The organism is Microbulbifer aestuariivivens (assembly GCF_039545115.1).
In the GTDB taxonomy this organism is placed as follows: Bacteria; Pseudomonadota; Gammaproteobacteria; order Pseudomonadales; family Cellvibrionaceae; genus Microbulbifer; species Microbulbifer aestuariivivens.
The window spans coordinates 158,220-177,629 of the sequence record NZ_BAABRT010000006.1; the positions used below are offsets into that span (position 1 = coordinate 158,220).

Here is a 19,410-nt window from a genome sequence, read left to right on the forward strand (position 1 = left end):
ATCCATAGTTGCTGCCGCGGCTGAAACTATTACCGCAGTCGCGGCAGTCCTAATGGCTGCGCTGCTGAATATCCCATATCCACCGCGACTGCCGCGGGATCATCAGAGGTTAAACCAGCGCAGGTCCTCCGCCCGGGGGGACAGAATCGGTTGCGCACAGACCACACCCTTTGGCGCGGCGAGAATGTCTCTGGCTTCTTGCAGGAAGTTTGCCAGAGGCGCATCGACCCGCTGTGGCGCCGGCGCCGGGTCGTCTTCCACCGAGAGGTGCAGCGGTGCCTGCCCCCGCTGGCCCTGATAGCGCCAGACCCCCGCCTCCGCGTCGTACTGGTAATAGGGCAGCAGCCGATAGCCACTGTCGGCGATCAGGGCAATGGCCTCGATGAGATAGTCCACCGTCTCGATGTCGAGGAAATAATTGAAGTTCAGACGCACCCAGCCCGGCTTGAGCAGGCTTTCGCCCTCGGCAACCACCTGCTCGAGCGCCTCACTCTGCGCCGCTGTCAGGTGCAGGAGGGCGTGGCCATAGGGGCCGGCACAGGAGCAGCCGCCGCGCACCTGGATACCGAACAGGTCATTGAGCAGCGCCACCACAAATCCGTGGTGCAGGGGCTTGCCTTCACGGAGAATATGCAGGGAGACAATGCTGACCCGCTCGGCCTCTGTGCCGCCAAGGATGTCGATATTGGGGTTGTCTCGCCAGTGCCGGAAAGCCCGCTCCAGCCAGGTGGCCTCGCGCCGCTCTATCTCTTCGGCTCCCACCAGGTCTTTGAGCTGGAACACCAGCCCCGCGCGCACAGACTCCACGATCGCCGGTGTCCCGGCTTCTTCGCGGCGCTCTCCCGGCGGCAGGTAGGTGTGCTTTTCCGGCCCGACCCAGGACACGGTGCCGCCGCCGGGTACCGCCGGCTGGTTCGCGGGCAGCAGCTTGCGGTCGACCACCAGCAATCCGGGGGTGCCCGGCCCGCCGACAAACTTGTGCGGCGAGATAAACAGCGCATCGATACGGGTGTCGCCGCCGTTGCCGGTGGCATTGATCGGCACGTAGGGGCCGGCGGCCGCGTAATCCCAGAAAGACAGGGCACCGTGACGGTGCAGCAGCGCAGTCACCGCGGCTACGTCGGTGCGAATGCCGGTGACGTTGGATGCGGCGGAAAAACTGCCGATTTTCAGGGGCCGCTCGCGGTATCGAATCAGTGCGTTCTCCAGCGCCTGCAGATCCACACCGCCCGCGGGGCTCTGCGGAATGGTCACCACTTGCGCGAGGGATTCGCGCCAGGGCAGGTCATTGGAGTGATGTTCGTAGGGGCCGATAAAAACCACCGGGCGCAGGTGCTCGGGCAGTTCCGGCGTGTCGCTGTCATCGGTTGCCCTGGGAGGTTTGCGCAGCCCCAGACTGTCCACCAGTCGATTGATGGCGGCTGTGGCCCCCGAGCCGCAGAAAATCACCGCATGCCCGTCGTCCGCATGCACAGAGCGGCGCACCGCATTGCGGGCCTGCTCGCGAAAGGCGCTGGTCTGGCGCCCAGTGGCGGAGGTCTCGGTATGGGTGTTGGCGTACCAGGGCAGTACCTGATTGCGAATGGTGTCCTCGATAAACTGCAACCCGCGACCGGAAGCGGTGTAATCCGCGTAGATAAGAGGGCGGGTTCCAAAAGGCGTGGTCAGGGGCATGCGCTCGCCGATGACGGCATCTCGAATGCGGGCCAGAAGAGCGTCACAGTTGTCCATGGTTACCTCAAGCTGGACTGGGGTCATTGATCCTCCGGCGTGCGACATGGCCTGGGGCCCTGCTGGTCACGGATTAGAGGAGCAGGCAGTTGTCGCGGTTTATGTTCAGCGTCACTGCAAATGTGCTGAATGTGCCGGATATTTTTACTCGCGTCCGCGCTTGGATTTTCCCAGGCGCAGAGCGCTGTTTCTGTTTATGGTTTTTGTTTTGTTGCGGTCATGATTGTTGGTCTATTGCCGGGCTCAGTTAGCGCTATATCTCCTGATATTCATTTCTTCTCTCACACCGCTCATATCTTCCCGCACACCGCACACCGCACACCGCACACCGCACACCGCACACCGCACACCGCACACCGCACACCGCACACCGCACACCGCACACCGCATTTCAGCCCTGTTTTAGGTTTTCTTATTTTTTTCCTTGTCTCCCGGCGGGATTGGCAGCTCGGTGGTGCTTTTGATCTGCTCCATGGCGAAATTGGATACGATATCGCTGATGCCAATCTGACGGATCAGCTCTTTGTAGAAGCGGTCATAGGCCGAAATATCGCTCACCACAATGCGCAACAGGTAATCGTAATCTCCGGCCATGCGGTAGCAGTCGACAACTTCCGGCAGGCTGGCGATATGCGCCGCAAAGCTGTCGGCCCATTCGGCGGTGTGCTGGTCGGTTTTGACCTGCGCGAAGACCGAGACCGGCAGCCCCAGAATTTCCGCGTTCAGTAGCGCCACCTTGCGGCGAATGATGCCGCTTTTCTCCAGCTTCTGTACCCGCCGCCAGCAGGGAGTCTTGGTCAGACCCACGCGCTCGGCCAGTTCCTCGATAGAGAGGCTAACATCTGCTTGCAATATGGCAAGGAGTTGTCTGTCAATCGCATCAAGTGAGGAAATCATTCTAATAAGTCTCGATAAATGCGGAGATCAAGTCTCCTGATGATATTTTTACGATCGCCTTTGGTAAAAAATACCTGGGCAGATTTCATACTGGGCGCTCCAAACCGGTTACCGGAGATCGGTTGACTCAGGCGCCAGTAGATGCCGTAACGATAGTCTTCAAAATGCCGGGATGGTAGTTGAATTTTCCGCCGCCTTGGCTAGCTCATTGCGGCCCGGATCGGGTGAGCATTGGTGGTGTTGGAACGGGTTGGGGTGGGCCGAAATCGGGCTGGAGAGCAGCTGGAGAGCAGCTGGAGAGCAGCTGGAGGGGAGCCGGAGAGTAGGCGGAGAGTAGGCGGAGAGTAGGCGGAGAGTAGGCGGAGAGTAGGCGGAGAGTAGGCGGAGAGTAGGCGGAGAGGAGCTAGAGAGGAGCCGGAGAGCAGCCGGGTGGCAAGCCTGGGAGAACTCTGCTGGGGGCTCCGGCGGGAGTATCCCTCAGGCGGGGCTATTCCTAGGCGGTGTCCTTTGGCGGAAAGCGGGGCGGGAACAGGCCCAGGGCGATGGCCTGCTGGACCTGGGCCATCAGGTCTATCTCGGTGAGTGTCTGCAGCTGCTGCAGGTCGTCCAGCACATAGTAAATCGGTTGCACAATATCGATGCGGTACGGGGTGCGCAGGGCATCCAGTACATGGAATTGCAGCCGCTGTGGCTCGTCGCCCAGTGCGGTGAGGGTTTCCTTTGGCGAAGACAGAATGCCGCCACCGTAGATGCGCAGCCCCTGCGCAGTGTGGACAAGGCCAAATTCCACCGTAAACCAGTACAGGCGGGCGAGATAGGCGCGCTCTTTGGCAGAGGCGCTGAGACCCAACTGGCCGTAGCGCTGGGTAAAATTTGCGAACGCGGGATTAGTGAGCATCGCGCAGTGGCCGAAAATCTCGTGAAAAATATCCGGCTCGCGCAGGTAGTCGAACTCCTCCGGTGAGCGGATAAAGGTGGCTACCGGAAATTTCCGCTCCGCTAACAGGCCAAAGAAAGTCTCGAAGTCGATCAGGGCTGGAACCCGGGCGACTTCCCAGCCGGTCTCCCGGCGCAACACACTGCTGATCTCATGCAGCTGTGGAATGCGGTCAGTGGGCAGGTCCAGCATTGCCAGCCCCTGCAGGTATTCCTCGCAGGCACGGCCCGGCACGATTTGGCGCTGGCGTTCAATCAGCCGCCGCCAGGTGGAATGCTCCAGCTCGGAGTAATGAATGACCCCCCTCGCATCCGGCTCCCGGGCTTTGTAGTGGCTGCCGGTTGTTTTGTTGCCAGCGGGTTTTTCGTTGCCGCTGCCCCGGTCGCTACTGCCATCGTTTGTCGTTGTTGTTGTTTTGGCTGTGGCCGTAGTGTTTGTCATTGCGCCGCTCCTTTAATCCCACTTCAGACCCGCTTCGCGCGAATTCGGGTGCCCTCAAGCCTGCCGATCCGGTAAACATCATTCATAGGCGCTAACACACCGGTGCGGTAGGGCTGTCTGGCGTGGTCAGTACGGGTAGGGGGGCTGCGGCTACACTTTCTGTAAACAAAAGTTTACGGGTGCGTTGTGAGAGTCGAAATAACCTGTGCCAATCGAGTCGGCATCCTGGAGGAAATTATGGGTATTTTCTTCGAATACCGGGTGAACGTGGTTTCCGGTGAGCTCGGCGGGGACAGTGGCGACAAGGTGTACCTGTGGGTTCCCGGGCTGCTGCAGACCCAGTACCGCGCCATCGAAAAGGCTCTGGGGCGCGTGGCGGGTATCCGGCAGGTCCGGCGGATCGCCCTGATGCCTTCGGAGCGGCGGCACTTTGAACTGGATACCCTGTTACGGCATGTGGCTGAGCCGGTATTGTCGGTGGACAGTGCTGGCCGTGTAGTGGCGGCGAACCTGGCTGCGGCGCGGGCCTTTGCGGTCAGTCTGGAGCATATGGCTGGGCTGCAGTTGCAGCGCTTCCTGCCCGGGCTGCCGCTGCAGGAACTGCTGCGGGACCTGACCGCGCCACGCTACGGCATTCCGGTCACCCTTCGCGGCCGCGCTTTCCAGCTGGAATGGGTACCGATACCCACCCCCATTCCAGAGCGAACGCGCGCGGCAAAAGCAAATGCCAGGCCGCCCTCCAAACCTGTACCCCTGGAAATCGAGGCGGGCGCGCAAACGGTGGCCTCCCTGGCGGGCGCGGTGGTCACCCTCACCAGGGACTCTGGCAATGCTCACAGTGATACCGCTGATGGTAGCCATGGCCGAGGTGGCATTGAGGGTATCGACCCCATCGCGGAGCTGCCGATTCTGTGGGATTTCGGCAGGCGCCGTGAGACCTGCCTGCAGCTGCAGGAAATGTCGGCGCTGCAGACCCCGCTTCTGATCAGCGGCGAGGCCGGAACGGGCAAAACGACTTTTTCCCGGGCGGTGCATCACCTGTCACCGCTGGCGGCCGCTGGGCGCTGTGTACACTGGCGTTGCGCGCCCGGCCGCATTCCCACGGCTGAGAGCCTGCCGCCATGCGGCACTCTGATTCTCGATGATCTGCATGGGCTGAACGAAAGCGATACGACTCAGCTGTTGCGCCTGCTGCAGCTGTATTCAAGGCGATTCTCACCAGAGTTGCGCCTGGTCGGCACCTGCAGGGATGTCCGTGCATTGCCCCCCGGATTGGCGCAGTGCTTTTCCTCGCTCACCTTGCATCTGCCGCCACTGCGCCTGCTGCGGGATGCGCTGCCGCGATTCGCCAATGTTGTGTTGCGGGAAATGGGCTCAGCGCCCGAGGGGCTTTCCAGTCCTTGCCTGAGCCAGCTTATGGGGCATGACTGGCCGGGAAATTTCACGGAGCTGAAGGATCATCTGTCGGCGGCTGTCGGCCGCTGGCGCCGCCGACAAGGGGACGCCAATGCAGAGAACCGGGCACTGTCGAGGGGGGCGGAAAGAGCAGGGGAAAGAACAGGGGAAAGAGTAGGGGAAGCGGGGGAGGAGGAAAACCATGTAAAGCTGCTGCAGCCGCAAGACCTGCCGGGCCTGGCCCCCGTATCCCTCGCTCCCTGGCGGGATTGGGGCTCGGGCATGACCTACCGGGAGATAATGCAGCGGGTGGAGAGGGAGCTTTTGCTGGAACTGCGGCAGAGTTACCCCAGCACCCGGGAGTTGGGGGCGCGCCTGGGGCTTTCCCATACGGCGGTGGCGAACAAGCTGCGCAGTCACGGCCTCGCGGGGAAAACCGGGCAATAGTGTTTTTGCCCGGTTGCGGTTGCCCGGCTGTCGGGACAGCGGTCAGAGCGCTATCAGCGCTCGATGCGCCCGATCAGCATATCCTTGAACATGACGAAATCCCCCCACAGGCTGTAAAAGGGATTTTTGAAGGTGGCGGGCCGGTTGTGTTCGAAAAAGAAGTGCCCGACCCAGGCAAAACCGTATCCGGCCACCGGCACCGCCGCCAGCCACAGCAGGTTGCCGCTGATGATGGCGGTGATCACCAGTGCCAGCACCAGTGCCGTACCAACAAAATGCAGCCGGCGGCAGGTGAGGTTGCTGTGCTCGTTCAGGTAAAAGGGGTAGAACTCACGGAAGGAGGTAAATTGCTTCTTATTCGATTCGCTGGTTTCACTGGTCGCCGTCACTGTGATGCTCCTGTTGTTTTTATTTGTGCTTTTATGTGTGTTGTTATTCGTCTTTATCGGTCTTCTCATCCGGCCCGCTTTCAGTTTACGACCAATGCCAGCCGCCTCCAACCCGGTTGAAGCGGAGCCGCTCGACATGGCGGCACTGCGGTGTTGGCCACAGTGTGTGGTGAAAAGCGTAAAGTGTGAACAGGCGCGGCCCGAATCTGGTAGGCTCCCGTCAAAATGATATAAGCGCCAAACCGAGAGGATTGTATGTCTGGCCCCCTTGCCCATCTGAAAGTACTGGATCTCAGCCGCATTCTCGCTGGCCCCTGGGCGGGGCAGGTGTTTGCCGACTTCGGTGCCGAAGTCATCAAGGTGGAGCGGCCCCTAAAGGGTGACGATACCCGCCATTGGGGCCCCCCCTACCTGAAGGATGCCGAGGGCGCCGATACACCGGATGCGGCCTATTATCTGAGCGCCAACCGGGGCAAGAAGTCGATCACCGTGGACATCACCCAACCGGCGGGGCAGGAGCTGATCCGCTCGCTGGCGCGGGAGTGCGACATTCTGCTGGAAAACTACAAGGTGGGCGGGCTGGCCAAATATGGCCTCGATTACCCGTCCATTAAGGCCATCAACCCGCGCATTATCTACTGCTCTATCACCGGCTTCGGTCAGACTGGCCCCTATCGCAACCGCGCCGGTTACGATGCCATGATCCAGGGCATGGGCGGCCTGATGAGTGTCACCGGGGTGCCGGAGGGCCAGCCCGGGGCGGGGCCGCAGAAAGTCGGTGTGGCGGTGGCGGATCTGATGACCGGCATGTACGCGGTCTCCTCGGTGCTGGCGGCGGTGGTGCATCGTGAACGGACTGGCGTTGGCCAGTCTATCGATCTGGCGCTGCTGGATACCCAGGTGGCCTGGCTCGCCAACCAGGCGCAGAACTATCTGACCTCCGGCAAAAGCCCCCAGCGCCAGGGAACCGGCCACCCCAATATCGTGCCCTATCAGGCGGTGCCCTCGAAAGACGGTTACTTCATGCTGGCGGTGGGGAATGACGAGCAGTTCAAGCGCTTCTGCGCCATCGCCGGTCTCAATGAGTTGCCGCAGGAGCCAGCCTACGCCACCAATTCCGCGCGGGTCATGGCGCGGGAACAGCTGATGCCGCTGATCGAATCCGCCACCCGCCAGCAGGGGTCAGCCTGGTGGCTGGACAAGCTCAGTGACGCGCACGTGCCCTGTGGCCCCATTAACGACCTCGAACAGGTATTCGCGGACCCGCAGGTGCAGGCGCGGGGCATGGTGATCGAGCAGCAACACCCGCTTGCAGGCAAGGTGCGCACCGTGCGCAACCCGGCGCTGTTTTCCGAATCGCCGCTGGAATACGAGCAGGGACCGCCGGTACTGGGTGAACATACCGAGGCGGTCCTGCGGGAAACCCTGGGCAAGTCCGCCGAGGAAATTGCTGCGCTGCGCGACGCCGGCGTCGTCTAACGACAGCCCGTGAGGTCGAATCACATCAACGCTGATGGGGTGAAGGGGCCAACGGCCTGTGGGGGCAGCCTGAGCCTGAGTGGGCTGCACCAAAGAGCCTGGTGCAGACTTAGATAACCAGCCGCAAACCGGCAGCGGCGCCGCAGGGCGGCCCGCTGCCTTGTAGCTGGGTTAGAACGCCACGTTTTTGGGTGTGCGCGGGAAGGGGATTACGTCGCGGATATTGCCCATGCCGGTGACATAGGAAACGATACGGTCGAAGCCGAGGCCAAAGCCGGCATGGGGCACAGTGCCATAACGGCGCAGGTCCCGGTACCAGTCCAGGTGCTCCTTGGGAATACCCATCTCGTCCATGCGCCCGTCCAGCTTGTCCAGTCGCTCTTCCCGCTGGGAACCGCCGATAATCTCACCGATGCCCGGCGCCAGCACGTCCATCGCCGCCACGGTCTTGCCGTCGTCGTTCATGCGCATATAGAAAGCTTTGATGTCCTTGGGATAGTTCATCACGATGACTGGCTTCTTGAAGTGCTTCTCGGCCAGGTAGCGCTCGTGCTCGGAGGCCAGATCGATCCCCCAGGCAACCGGAAACTCGAACTTCTCCTTGCACTTCTCAAGAATCTCGATGGCATCGGAATAGTTGATGCGCGCGAAGTCGTTGTCGATGATGTTCTCGAGGCGGCTGATGGCGTCCTTGTCGATGCGCTGGGCAAAGAAAGCCATATCGTCCGGGCGCTCCGCCAGTACGGCCTTGAACACATACTTGAGCATTTTCTCCGAAAGATCGGCCACATCCGCCAGGTCTGCGAAGGCGATTTCCGGTTCCACCATCCAGAATTCCGCCAGATGCCGGGTTGTGTTGGAATTCTCGGCGCGGAAGGTGGGGCCAAAGGTGTAAACCTTGGACAGCGCCAGGCAGTAACTCTCCACATTCAGCTGGCCGGATACGGTCAGGAAAGTTTCTTCGCCGAAGAAATCGCGGCCGAAGTCGATCCCGCCCTTGTCGGTGCGCGGCAGGTTTTCCAGATCCAGGGTGCTGACCCGGAACATCTCACCGGCGCCCTCGCAGTCCGAGGCGGTGATGATGGGCGTGTGCACGTAGAGGAAACCGTTTTCATGGAAGAAGTGGTGAATCGCCTGGGCAATGCAGTTGCGCACTCGGGCCACCGCGCCACTGACGTTGGTGCGCGGGCGCAGGTGGGCGTGTTCCCGCAGGTGTTCCATGGTGTGGCGCTTGGGGGACATGGGGTAGGTGTCCGGGTCTTCCACCCAGCCCACCACGTGCACCTCTTCGGCCAGCAGTTCGATAGCCTGTCCCTTGCCCTCCGACGCCTTCAGGCTGCCGACGATATCCACCGCACAGCCGGTGGTCAGGCGCAGCACCTCGGTTTCGTAGTTGCCGAGCTTGGACTCCACCACCACCTGGATGGGGTCGAAGCCGCTGCCGTCGTGCACGGCCAGAAAAGACACGCCGGCCTTGGAGTCGCGGCGGGTGCGGATCCAGCCCTGTACGCGGGCTGTGGTGCCCTCGCGGCCGGAGGATTTCAACAGGGAATCTACGGATTCAGCTTGCATGGTTCTCACTTACTGACTTCAGGGCGGTTCGCTTAGTTTATACGCAAGCCGCCCACGGTGAATGACGGCGCGCATCTTGACGTTTTGAACTGCGGAAATCCAGCCCGAGGCCGGGGAGGTCGCGGCTGGAGCTGGGGCAAGGTAGTGCGGACGGAGCGGCAAGGTGAGGGGAAGTGATGGTAGGTGACGAAGGGAGAATAAGAGGGGGAAGTGGAGAGGAGCGGCGAGAGTCAAGAAGGTGAGGAGGGAGCCAGTCGGAAGTGTCTTTATCGGGGTTGTCTCGTCGGTACTGGAAGGAAGGTTGATCCGGCCCCGGGCTGGGGCCGGATCGCCGGCGTCAGGCCAGCGCCCGGCGCCGGAACAGGGGCTCCGGCTGGTCCGTGGCGGCCTGGTAGCTGTCGCTGAAGTCCTGCAGGGACTTGGCCAGCTCTTCCAGCGGCTGGCTGCCCTGGTAGGCAAAGGCATTGAAGCCACAGCGGCGCAGGTAACTGAGCTGGTCCCGCATAAAGTTGCCGACGGCGCGCAGCTCGCCGCTGAAACCAAAGCGCTCGCGCAGCAGGCGGCCGGTGGTAAAACCGCGGCCGTCGCCAAAGGCGGGGAAGTGCACGGCGATCAGTGGCAGCTCTTTGGCAGCTTCGCCAAGCAGTTCGGCGCTTTCATCGCTTTCCAGCCACACACCGATCTCGTCGCGGCGGCTGGCGAGCTCATCGCGCAGTTCCTGCCAGCGCGCCAGCGGCAGGATGATATTGCCACCGGGCAGGGCGGCGGCGGTCAGCTCGGCAGTGGCCTCGTCATTGGGCAGAAGGCGCCATTGATTGAGGGTCACCTCGGCTTCAATGAGCAGCTGTTCGGGGTTTTCCGGCTGCGGTCCCGGGGTCTTAGCTGGCTTTGGCATAGACGGTTTCCTTAAACGGCTGCAGGCCGATACGGTTATAGGTGTCGAGGAACAGCTCGTCGGAGTGGCGCTGCTCCACATAAACGCTGAGGATTTTGCCGATCACCTCGGGGACCTCCTCCCGCGAGAAGCTGGGTCCAAGCACCTTGGCCAGGCTGGCGTTTTCCGAGGAACTGCCGCCTAGCTGGATCTGGTAAAACTCCTCGCCCTTCTTGTCGACCCCGAGAATGCCGATGTGGCCGACATGGTGGTGACCGCAGGCGTTCATGCAGCCGGAGATGTTCAGGTTCAGATCGCCGAGGTCATAGAGGTAATCCATGTCGTCGAAACGGCGCTGGATTGCCTCGGCCACCGGAATGGATTTGGCGTTGGCCAGGGAGCAGTAATCTCCGCCGGGGCAGCAGATCATATCGGTCAGTGTGCCGATATTGGGCGTGGCGAAGCCGTGCTTGCGCGCCGCCTGCCACAGTGCCTTCAGGTCTGACTGCTGCACGTCGGCCAGCACCGCGTTCTGGTCGTGGGTGATGCGCGCCTCGCCAAAGCTGAACTGGTCGGCCAGATCGGCAATGGCTTCCAGCTGGCGGTCGGTGACATCGCCCGGGGGAACCCCGGTGGGTTTGGTGGAGAGCTTCACGGCCCGATACCCCGGCTTGCGGTGCGGGAAGGTGTTGCGCTCCAGCCAGCGGGCGAAGGCCTTGTCGGCGGCTGCCTCGGCATCCAGGGCCGCGTCGCTGGCGGCTCCGTCCAGCTCCCGGTATTGCGGTTCGGTAAAGAAGGATTTGGCCCAGGCCAGAGCTTCAGGAGTCAAGCGGTCGACCCCATCCTTAATCTGCTCCCACTCGCGCTCCACGCGCGCGGCGAACTCTTCCGTCCCCAGGGCTTTGACCAGAATCTTGATCCGCGCCTTGTATTTGTTGTCGCGCCGTCCCAGCTGGTTGTACACGCGCACGATGGCTTCCAGATAGGACAGGAGGTCCTGCTCCGGCAGGAATTCGCGGATCAGCTCGGCGATCACCGGGGTGCGGCCCTGTCCGCCGCCCACATAGACGGCAAAACCGATCTGGCCGTCACGCTCGACAATCTGCACGCCGATATCGTGCACGCGGATCGCGGCGCGATCGGCCTGCGCGCCGTTGACGGCAATCTTGAACTTGCGCGGCAGGAAGGCGAATTCCGGGTGAAAGGTGGACCACTGGCGGATCAGCTCACAGTAGGGGCGCGGGTCGACGATTTCGTCCCGCGCGACACCGGCATAGGGGTCGGAGGTGGTATTGCGGATGCAGTTGCCACTGGTCTGTACCGCGTGCATTTCCACTTCCGCCAGCTCGGCGAGGATGGCGGGCACATCCTCGAGCTGGGGCCAGTTGAACTGCAGGTTCTGGCGGGTGGTGAAGTGGGCGTAGCCCTTGTCGTAGTCGCGGCTGATACGGGCCAGTCGGCGCAGCTGGGCGCTGTTGACCAGGCCGTAGGGGATCGCGACCCGCAGCATGGGGGCAAGGCGCTGAATATAGAGGCCGTTTTGCAGGCGCAGCGGTAGAAATTCCTCCTCGCTCAGTTCGCCAGCCAGATAGCGGGCGGTCTGGTCGCGGAACTGGGCCACACGCTCACTGATAATGGTGTGGTCCCGGTCGTCATATCGATACATAACAGCTTGATTCCATTGCCTTTTTTTGTAGGTCCGCGGGGCGGGCGAAAAGCGCTGCGGATTCTCCAGTGGCGCCTAACATACCAGCGGGCTTATGCATTAAATAACAATATTTTTTGCTAAGTTAGAAACTAATAGTTATATGTTGACTGCGCAGTGGCACCTGTGGCTTGCGGGGGTTGTGGGGATTTGCTCTACTGGATTGACCGTTCGCAAACGGCCAACTACATAACATAAGAATGATCAGCAATCGGAGCACTTCGATGAATGAGAAAGTAGTTGTATCCACAGACAGTGATAACGCGGCAGACGCTGTTGCCGCCGTGGCCCTGGTGGCCATTTTCGTCGCCACCTGCGTTTTCTGGGTCGCCAGCCAGTAACTTACGTCACTCCTTTTTGTGCCCGGAGCCACGCTGTCCCGGGCGGCTCACTTGCCAGCCAGCCTTACTTTCCCTGTTATTAGTCCCCGTTATTAGTTCCCGTTATTAGTTCCCCGGTTTTGCTCCCCGGTTTTGCTCCCCGCGTGCCCTGGCGCTGCCGAGGGGCACTAACCCTGGCCCAACTTCTCAAGCACTATTCGCACCACAACAAGCAGTGTCAGCACGAACACCGCGGTAAAGAGAACCCCCGCCATCACATAGGTTTTGATGCTGCCGCTGGCGAAGTCCCGTTGGCGATTTTTGTCGCTCTGCACCCCGATCGCCGCCGCCAGGGTGCTCAACAGCACCTGGGTAAAGCGCGGACGGCGCTCATTTGGCTGATTGCCCTCTGGCTGTTCGGAGCCAGGCTGTTCTGGGCTTGGCTGTTCTGGGGATAGCTGTTCGGGGTTGTCCATGTTCGCGATCCTTGCGCTCCCGACGGCATCATGCCATCGCGGGTGGTCCTTGCCTTTATCGGGTTGTTGGTCCGTCCCGGCAGCAACTCCGCTGCCCGAAAGGAGCGGAGCTGCTGGAGAGCCCCGCTCAATCCTCCAGGTTCGGGCGCAGCCAGCGGGCCAGCTCGTCGACCTCCATGCCCTTGCGCTGGGCCAGGCTTTCCAGCTGGTCGCGGCCGATTTTGCCCACATTGAAGTACTTGGCCTCGGGGTGGGCAAAGTACCAGCCGCTGACGGAGGCCGCCGGCGTCATGGCGAAGTGGGAGGTCAGCTGCATGCCCGCATTTTCCTCGGCCCCCAGCAGTTTGAACAGCGTGCCCTTCTCCGTGTGGTCGGGGCAGGCGGGGTAGCCGGGGGCAGGGCGGATGCCCTGGTATTTTTCCCGGATCAGCTCGTCGTTGGAAAGCGTTTCGTCGGGCACATAGCCCCAGTAGTCGGTGCGAACCTGCCGGTGCAGATATTCGGCGAAGGACTCCGCCAGCCGGTCGGCCAGCGCCTTCACCATGATGGCACTGTAGTCGTCGTGGGCCGCTTCATAGTGCGCCGCCAGTTCATCCGCGCCGATGCCGGTGGTCACGGCAAAACCGCCCACATAGTCGCCGACACCGGAATCGGCGGGGGCGACAAAGTCCGCCAGCGAGCGGCACTGGCCGTCACCGCCGAGTTTTTGCACCTGCTGGCGCATCTGGTGCAGGCGCGCCAGCTCTTCCTCGCGACTCTCGTCGCTGTAAACGACGATGTCGTCGCCCTCGCTGTTGGCCGGCCACAGGCCGATGACGGCGCGGGCGCGCAGCAGCTTCTTGTCGATGATTTCCTGCAGCATCAGCTGCGCGTTTTTGAACAGGTCGGTGGCCGCTTCGCCAACCACCTCATCGGTGAGGATGGCGGGATACTTGCCGGCCAGATCCCAGGAGATAAAGAAGGGGGTCCAGTCGATGGTGTCCACCAGCTTCTCCAGTGGGAAATCCTCGAGCACAGTGATGCCGGGCCGGCGCGGAATCTGTGGCTGGTAGCTGCCCCAGTCGAAGGCCGGTGCTGCGGCCAGAGCCTCCTCATAGCTCAGCTGCTTGTCGTTGCGCTTGCGGTTGGCGGTGCGGTGGCGGACCTTCTCGTACTCCTCCTGCACGCCGGCAACGAAGGCGGGGCGCTGGGTGTCGGACAGCAGGCTGCTAGCCACGCCCACGGCGCGGGAGGCATCGGGCACATACACCACCTGATTGCGCCGGTACTCCGGGTCGATCTTCACCGCGGTATGCGCTTTGGAGGTGGTGGCGCCGCCGATCAGCAGCGGAATATCGAAGCCCTGGCGCTCCATCTCCGCCGCCACATGGACCATCTCGTCCAGCGACGGGGTGATCAGCCCGGACAGGCCGATAATGTCGCAGTTGCGCTCTCTGGCGGTCTGCAGGATTTTATCCGCGGGCACCATGACCCCCAGATCGATCACCTCGAAGTTGTTACAGGCCAGCACCACGCCGACAATGTTTTTGCCGATGTCATGCACGTCGCCCTTGACGGTCGCCATCAGAATGCGGCCATTGGGCTTGCTGTCGGCGGTTTTGGCGGCCTCGATATAGGGCTGCAGATAGGCCACCGCCTGTTTCATCACGCGGGCGGATTTGACCACCTGCGGCAGGAACATCTTGCCCTCGCCGAACAGGTCGCCGACCACGTTCATGCCGTCCATCAGCGGGCCTTCGATCACGTCGAGCGGACGCGAGGATTCTTGGCGGGCCTGTTCCGTATCCTCTTCGATATAGCTGGTAATGCCCTTGACCAGCGCGTGTTCCAGACGCTTGTTCACCGGCCACTCGCGCCAGCCGAGATCCTCCTTGCGCGCCTGGCCGCCACCGTCGCCGCGATATTTGTCGGCGATTTCCAGCAGCCGCTCGGTGCCGTCCGCGCGTTTGTTCAGGATCACATCCTCAACCCGCTCGCGCAGCTCATCCGGCAGGTCGTCGTACACCGCCAGCTGGCCGGCGTTGACGATACCCATATTCAGGCCGGCCTTGATGGCGTGGTACAGGAATACCGAGTGGATGGCCTCGCGCACCGGGTCGTTGCCGCGGAAGGAGAAAGACACGTTGGAGACGCCGCCGCTGACCTGGGCGCCGGGCAGGTTCTGGCGAATCCAGCGGGCGGCGTCGATAAAGTCCACCGCGTAGTTGTTGTGCTCGTCGATACCGGTGGCGACGGCGAAGATATTCGGGTCGAAAATAATATCGCTGGGGTTGAAGCCGACCTGATCCACCAGGATGCGGTAGCTGCGCTCGCAGATTTCCCGCTTGCGGGCGAAGGTGTCCGCCTGGCCGTGTTCATCAAAGGCCATCACCACCACCGCCGCGCCGTAGCGCAGGCACAGGCGCGCCTTGTCGAGGAAATCCTCCTCGCCCTCCTTGAGGCTGATGGAGTTGACGATGGGCTTGCCCTGGATGCACTGCAGCCCGGCCTCGATCACCTCCCACTTGGAGGAGTCCACCATAAACGGCACTTTGGCGATGTCGGGTTCGGTGGCTGCGAGGTTGAGGAAGCGGCGCATGGCGGCGACGGAATCCAGCATCGCCTCGTCCATGTTGAAGTCGATCACCTGGGCGCCGTCTTCCACCTGCTGGGCGGCCACTTCCAGCGCGGTGTCGTAGTCCTCCTCCAGAATCAGGCGCTTGAAGCGGGCGGAGCCGGTGACGTTGCAGCGTTCGCCCACATTGACGAAGAGGGCGTTCTCATCGGCCACAAAGGGTTCAAGGCCGGAAAGGCGCAGCGCCGGCTTCAGCTTTGGCTTCTGCCGCGGCGCAACATCGGCAACCGCGCGGGCAATGGCGGCGATATGCTCAGGCGTGGTGCCACAGCAGCCGCCGAGAATATTGATGAAGCCGCTGCGGGCAAACTCCGCCACGATGGCCGCTGTTTCTTCCGGGGTCTCGTCGTACTCGCCAAACTCGTTCGGCAGGCCGGCGTTGGGGTGTGCCGAGACATATTCTGCGCAGACGCCGGAAAGCGCCTCCACATACGGGCGCAGCTCCGTGGCGCCGAGGGCGCAGTTGAGGCCGACGCTCAGGGGCTTGGCGTGGGCCACGGAGTAGTAGAAAGCCTCGGTGGTCTGGCCGGAAAGGGTACGGCCGGAGGCGTCGGTGATGGTGCCGGAAATCATGATCGGCAGCTCGAAGCCCAGCTCCTCAAACAGCTGCTGCAGACCGTAGATGGCGGCCTTGGCATTCAGCGTATCGAAGATGGTTTCGATCATGATCAAATCGCAACCGCCTTCAATCAGCGCCCGTCCGGCCTCGATATAGTTGTCCACCAGCTGCTGGAAGGTGACGTTACGGGCGCCCGGGTCGTTCACATCCGGGGAGATACTGGCGGTGCGCGAAGTGGGGCCAACCACTCCCGCCACCCAGCGCGGCTTCTCTGGCGTGGAAGCCGCGTCTGCGGCGCGCCGCGCCACTTCGGCGGCGGCACGGTTCAGTTCCGGCACCAGATCTTCGAGGTCGTAATCCGCCTGCGACAGCCGGGTGGAGTTGAAGGTATTGGTCTCAATGATGTCTGCACCGGCATCCAGGTATTCCCGGTGCAGGCGCTCGATCAGCTCCGGCTGGGTGATGCTGAGCAGGTCGTTGTTGCCCTTCAGGTCATCCGGGTGGTCGCCAAAACGGTCGCCGCGAAAATCCGCCTCCTGCAGCTTCTCCCGCTGGATCATGGTGCCCATGGCGCCGTCCAGAATCAGAATACGATCGGCGAGGGCGGCGTGAAGCTGCTGGATGCGTTCACTGCGGGACTGCTGGGACATGTGCGATTCCTTGGCCTTTATTACGGTGACTCTATGGACTTGTCGGATTCGATTCGTCAGATCGAAAAGGCGGCTATCTTATCATTCTGCGGCGCGTCCGTGGGGGGCAGGAATAATCGCCACAATATTCACTGCATAGCGGCGAAAAACGGCGATACTCATTTGCATCAGTTGGTTTCCCGTGAATCGTGTCCCAATAAGCGCCCCATCACGAAAAGGCTTTTGCCTGGCCCTGCGTGGGTATCGACACTCTCATGCAGGCGCCCGGGGCGGCGGACGTGCGGCAGGTGCGTCCTGTGGCAGCTGCGCTGTGCGGCCGCTGCGCCAGTATCTGATGCAGTAAGGCGGGTGGGATGGTTTCACTTGTCCACGAGTCGGAGTAGAATACCCGACAAAGTAACTCGGTTATTTGAGAAGCGATATGTCTGAGCAGTCTTCCGAACTGAACGTCACCATTACAGAGTCGGCGCAGGAGTACCTGAAGGAACTATTGGAAAAGCAGGATTGCGAAGGCATCGCCATTCGCATGTTTGTCTCCAGCCCCGGTACCCCGAACGCCGAGACCTGCATCGCCTACTGCCGCCCCGGCGAAGAGCAGGAAGACGATGTGATGCTGGAGTTGAACGGCCTTAAAGCCTACTTCGAGGGCCGCTCCGTGCCCTATCTGGACGAAGCGCGGGTCGATTACGCTTCCGACAAGATGGGCGGCCAGCTGACCATCCGCGCCCCCAACTCCCGCGCCCCCAAGATCAACGATGACAGCCCCATCGAGGATCGCATCAACTACGTCCTCTACAACGAAGTCAACCCCGGGCTCGCCGCCCACGGTGGCCAGGTGAGCTTGGTGGAATTCACCGAGGACAACTATGCAATCCTCAAATTCGGCGGCGGCTGCCAGGGCTGCGGCATGGTGGACATGACGCTGAAAGAAGGCGTCGAGAAAACCCTCAAAGAGATGGTGCCCGAAGTGGCCGGGGTGAAGGACATCACCGACCATTCGGATAAGTCCCAGGCGTACTACTGATTACAGCAGCGCCGCCTGCCAAGTCCTTGCCGCTCGCAAAGCTGATAAAAAGAGAGGCTTTGCCGAGCGGCACAAAGCTCGGCATGCATCTATCCAGCCATCCAACCAGCATAGGCACAGGCGCCTGCTGGCAAACAGACCGTCTGCCATCACCCGCTCGCCAGAAATTACCCCCCCCCCCCGGCATCGTCTTTCGCATAGCAAGTATCTTCCACGCAAAAGTGTCCGCCGTGCTTCCCGATGCTTGTCGGCCCTTAAACCCAGACGCAGACCTTAATAGAAACCCTCATGTGGGCCAGTTCCTCCAGCCAAATAAAATTGCTGGTTATTGGCGCAGTTTGAAAAAAGTGACTGATAGCGCCCTGGCAAACCAGTCATCACGACTGTGATCTTGGCGCAGCTCTGTAATCACAAGAATATGGTATGTAAATCATGGGGTTACAGGTATATCCACTTATCGGGGATAGCAGTCGCAACGACCGATATCCCAAATGGCGTAATGCGGTGTAATTGGCTGAAGCCTTGACCAGCCGGGGCTTTCAGAGCATTCTGGCGGGAAATCTATTTTGAGATATGCGTCGAGGGGATATCAGTCCTGACGACTACGATACAAATGTTATGTTACCGGGCGGTAAAGATTGTTGTTAGTGCCATCGTGTAATATTTTGCACTGATTTAGCATCCAGCACTGAGCAGCTTGCAGTTCCGGATTAAAGCAGTTTCGTTCCTAGAGCGTTCTCTCCGGTTCGGTAGAGATGGCTAGTCCATTGCAGTATCGTGGGGTGCCATTAAGTAAATAATTTGGTGGGGGAAGTTCGGTATTCTTCCCTCGTAACATTGGGCGCTGGCCAGCCAATCTGTGGCTGGCAAAGCGCTAGTTGTTGGGCTAGAGCGCGTCAGCCATAACCAAGCTAGGCAGGATCGCCCAGCCGGTGGCTGGGCTGGACAGCCTACGCTGCGCTTCGGCTGCCCCTGCTAGCGGCGTTATGTTGCCGGTCGGTAAAAATTATTGTCGATGCCCGCGGGTAATTTGTTGCACTGGTTTAGCGTCCAGCAATGAGCAGCTTGGCCATTCCGGCCTGAAGCAGTTTCGCTCCTAGAGCATTCGCTCTCGTTGGGTAGAGCTGGCTAGTCCACTGCAGTATCGTTGAGTGCCAATAAGTTAATAATTTGGTGGGGGAGGTTCGGTATTCTTCCCTCGTAATATCAGGGGGTGGCCAGCCAATCCGTGGCTGGCAAAGTGCCAGTAGTTGGTCCTGAGTGCGTCAGCCATAACCAAGCCAGGCAGGTTCGCCCAGCCGATGGCTGGGCTGGACAGCCTACGCTGCGCTTCGGCTGCCCCTGCTAGCGGCGTTATGTTTCCCAAGTAGGTTAGTTAGGAGTTGAAATGGAGTTATGTGAAGAGTCCGATAAAGATATTGTCGAGGCGATCAGGTCTAGGAAGCATATAAACGCGATTAAGTTAGTTCGGGCTAAATACAATCTAAGTTTGTCCGAAGCGAAGTCGTTAATCGAATCGCACCCTGATTATAATGATCGTTTTCCTCCGGTTGGCGGAGGCGGTAGTGAATCGCAAGGCAGCGGCCTAAAATACCTTGTATTCGTGGTTGTTATATTTGCCATAGCAATTGTGCTAATCAAAACATAACAAGTTGGTGAAGTTCACTCCGGTGGCTATCGCCACCTGCGCGGGACAGCCAAAGTGCGGTTCGTTTGTGAATGGCTTGCGCCATTTTGTCACAAACGCTCCACACGTTGTCTGCCCCTTACCAAGGCGTTATGTTGCCGGTCGGTAAAAATTATTTTCAGTGACTGGGTGTAATTATTCGCACTGGTTTAGCGTCCGGTATCTGGCAGAATTGGTACAGAACATCCAAGCAGTTTCGTTCCTGGCGTGTTC

The 19,410-nt window shown here is 60.8% G+C and carries 12 protein-coding genes; 3 read left to right on the forward strand and 9 right to left on the reverse strand.

Annotation, left to right across the window (positions count from 1 at the left end):
- Nucleotides 1–102: 102 nt before the first annotated feature.
- From ABEA58_RS05465 to phhA, 3 genes are all read right to left on the reverse strand, one after another.
- The gene (locus ABEA58_RS05465) at nucleotides 103–1,758 is read right to left on the reverse strand and encodes an aminotransferase class V-fold PLP-dependent enzyme (protein WP_345549579.1); all 1,656 of its coding nucleotides are present in this window, start codon (nucleotides 1,756–1,758) and stop codon (nucleotides 103–105) included.
- 375 nt (nucleotides 1,759–2,133) lie between these two features.
- Complete coding sequence (locus ABEA58_RS05470) at nucleotides 2,134–2,628, reverse strand: Lrp/AsnC family transcriptional regulator (protein ID WP_345549581.1); 495 nt, start codon at nucleotides 2,626–2,628, stop codon at nucleotides 2,134–2,136.
- 493 nt (nucleotides 2,629–3,121) lie between these two features.
- Complete coding sequence (gene phhA / locus ABEA58_RS05475) at nucleotides 3,122–4,006, reverse strand: phenylalanine 4-monooxygenase (RefSeq protein ID WP_345549583.1); 885 nt, start codon at nucleotides 4,004–4,006, stop codon at nucleotides 3,122–3,124.
- Nucleotides 4,007–4,192: 186 nt separating this feature from the next.
- Between phhA and ABEA58_RS05480 the strand changes: the two genes are divergently transcribed.
- A complete protein-coding gene (locus tag ABEA58_RS05480) occupies nucleotides 4,193–5,848 on the forward strand; it encodes a TyrR/PhhR family helix-turn-helix DNA-binding protein (RefSeq protein ID WP_345549585.1) in 1,656 nt (551 codons plus the stop codon).
- 53 nt (nucleotides 5,849–5,901) lie between these two features.
- Here the strand turns inward: ABEA58_RS05480 and ABEA58_RS05485 are convergent, their stop codons facing one another.
- Entirely contained in the window at nucleotides 5,902–6,237 is a 336-nt protein-coding gene (locus ABEA58_RS05485; RefSeq protein ID WP_345549587.1) for an Mpo1-like protein, read from the reverse strand.
- 255 nt (nucleotides 6,238–6,492) lie between these two features.
- On the opposite strand from ABEA58_RS05485, the gene ABEA58_RS05490 reads away from it, so the two are divergent.
- The gene (locus ABEA58_RS05490) at nucleotides 6,493–7,716 is read left to right on the forward strand and encodes a CaiB/BaiF CoA transferase family protein (protein WP_345549589.1); all 1,224 of its coding nucleotides are present in this window, start codon (nucleotides 6,493–6,495) and stop codon (nucleotides 7,714–7,716) included.
- 171 nt (nucleotides 7,717–7,887) lie between these two features.
- Here ABEA58_RS05490 and asnS read toward each other — a convergent pair whose 3' ends face one another.
- From asnS to metH, 5 genes are all read right to left on the reverse strand, one after another.
- The gene (gene asnS, locus ABEA58_RS05495) at nucleotides 7,888–9,288 is read right to left on the reverse strand and encodes an asparagine--tRNA ligase (protein WP_345549591.1); all 1,401 of its coding nucleotides are present in this window, start codon (nucleotides 9,286–9,288) and stop codon (nucleotides 7,888–7,890) included.
- 337 nt (nucleotides 9,289–9,625) lie between these two features.
- Nucleotides 9,626–10,183 carry a DUF934 domain-containing protein gene (locus tag ABEA58_RS05500; RefSeq protein ID WP_345549593.1) on the reverse strand — a complete coding sequence of 186 codons (558 nt, stop codon included), beginning with the start codon at nucleotides 10,181–10,183 and terminating at the stop codon, nucleotides 9,626–9,628.
- Entirely contained in the window at nucleotides 10,167–11,828 is a 1,662-nt protein-coding gene (locus ABEA58_RS05505) for a nitrite/sulfite reductase (protein WP_345549595.1), read from the reverse strand. Before ABEA58_RS05505 ends, ABEA58_RS05500 begins: the two co-directional genes overlap by 17 nt.
- Before the next feature lie 547 nt (nucleotides 11,829–12,375).
- On the reverse strand, nucleotides 12,376–12,663 hold the full coding sequence (locus ABEA58_RS05510; RefSeq protein WP_345549596.1) for a DUF2970 domain-containing protein: 288 nt from the start codon (nucleotides 12,661–12,663) through the stop codon (nucleotides 12,376–12,378).
- Between the two features lie 127 nt (nucleotides 12,664–12,790).
- Nucleotides 12,791–16,486 (reverse strand): methionine synthase, encoded by a 3,696-nt coding sequence (gene metH / locus ABEA58_RS05515; protein WP_345549598.1) that lies wholly within the window; start codon nucleotides 16,484–16,486, stop codon nucleotides 12,791–12,793.
- 421 nt (nucleotides 16,487–16,907) lie between these two features.
- Between metH and nfuA the strand changes: the two genes are divergently transcribed.
- Nucleotides 16,908–17,510: a Fe-S biogenesis protein NfuA gene (nfuA, locus tag ABEA58_RS05520; RefSeq protein ID WP_345549599.1), complete on the forward strand. Its 603-nt coding sequence runs from the start codon at nucleotides 16,908–16,910 to the stop codon at nucleotides 17,508–17,510.
- The last annotated feature ends 1,900 nt before the right edge of the window (nucleotides 17,511–19,410 follow it).

What these genes read in the sequence shown, in the direction of transcription:
- ABEA58_RS05465 (WP_345549579.1), bottom strand. Translation starts at nt 1,758, where the DNA reads ATGACCCCAGTCCAGCTTGAGGTAACCATGGACAACTGTGACGCTCTT.
- ABEA58_RS05470 (WP_345549581.1), bottom strand. Translation starts at nt 2,628, where the DNA reads ATGATTTCCTCACTTGATGCGATTGACAGACAACTCCTTGCCATATTG.
- phhA (WP_345549583.1), bottom strand. Translation starts at nt 4,006, where the DNA reads ATGACAAACACTACGGCCACAGCCAAAACAACAACAACGACAAACGAT.
- ABEA58_RS05490 (WP_345549589.1), top strand. Translation starts at nt 6,493, where the DNA reads ATGTCTGGCCCCCTTGCCCATCTGAAAGTACTGGATCTCAGCCGCATT.
- asnS (WP_345549591.1), bottom strand. Translation starts at nt 9,288, where the DNA reads ATGCAAGCTGAATCCGTAGATTCCCTGTTGAAATCCTCCGGCCGCGAG.
- ABEA58_RS05500 (WP_345549593.1), bottom strand. Translation starts at nt 10,183, where the DNA reads ATGCCAAAGCCAGCTAAGACCCCGGGACCGCAGCCGGAAAACCCCGAA.
- ABEA58_RS05505 (WP_345549595.1), bottom strand. Translation starts at nt 11,828, where the DNA reads ATGTATCGATATGACGACCGGGACCACACCATTATCAGTGAGCGTGTG.
- ABEA58_RS05510 (WP_345549596.1), bottom strand. Translation starts at nt 12,663, where the DNA reads ATGGACAACCCCGAACAGCTATCCCCAGAACAGCCAAGCCCAGAACAG.
- metH (WP_345549598.1), bottom strand. Translation starts at nt 16,486, where the DNA reads ATGTCCCAGCAGTCCCGCAGTGAACGCATCCAGCAGCTTCACGCCGCC.
- nfuA (WP_345549599.1), top strand. Translation starts at nt 16,908, where the DNA reads ATGTCTGAGCAGTCTTCCGAACTGAACGTCACCATTACAGAGTCGGCG.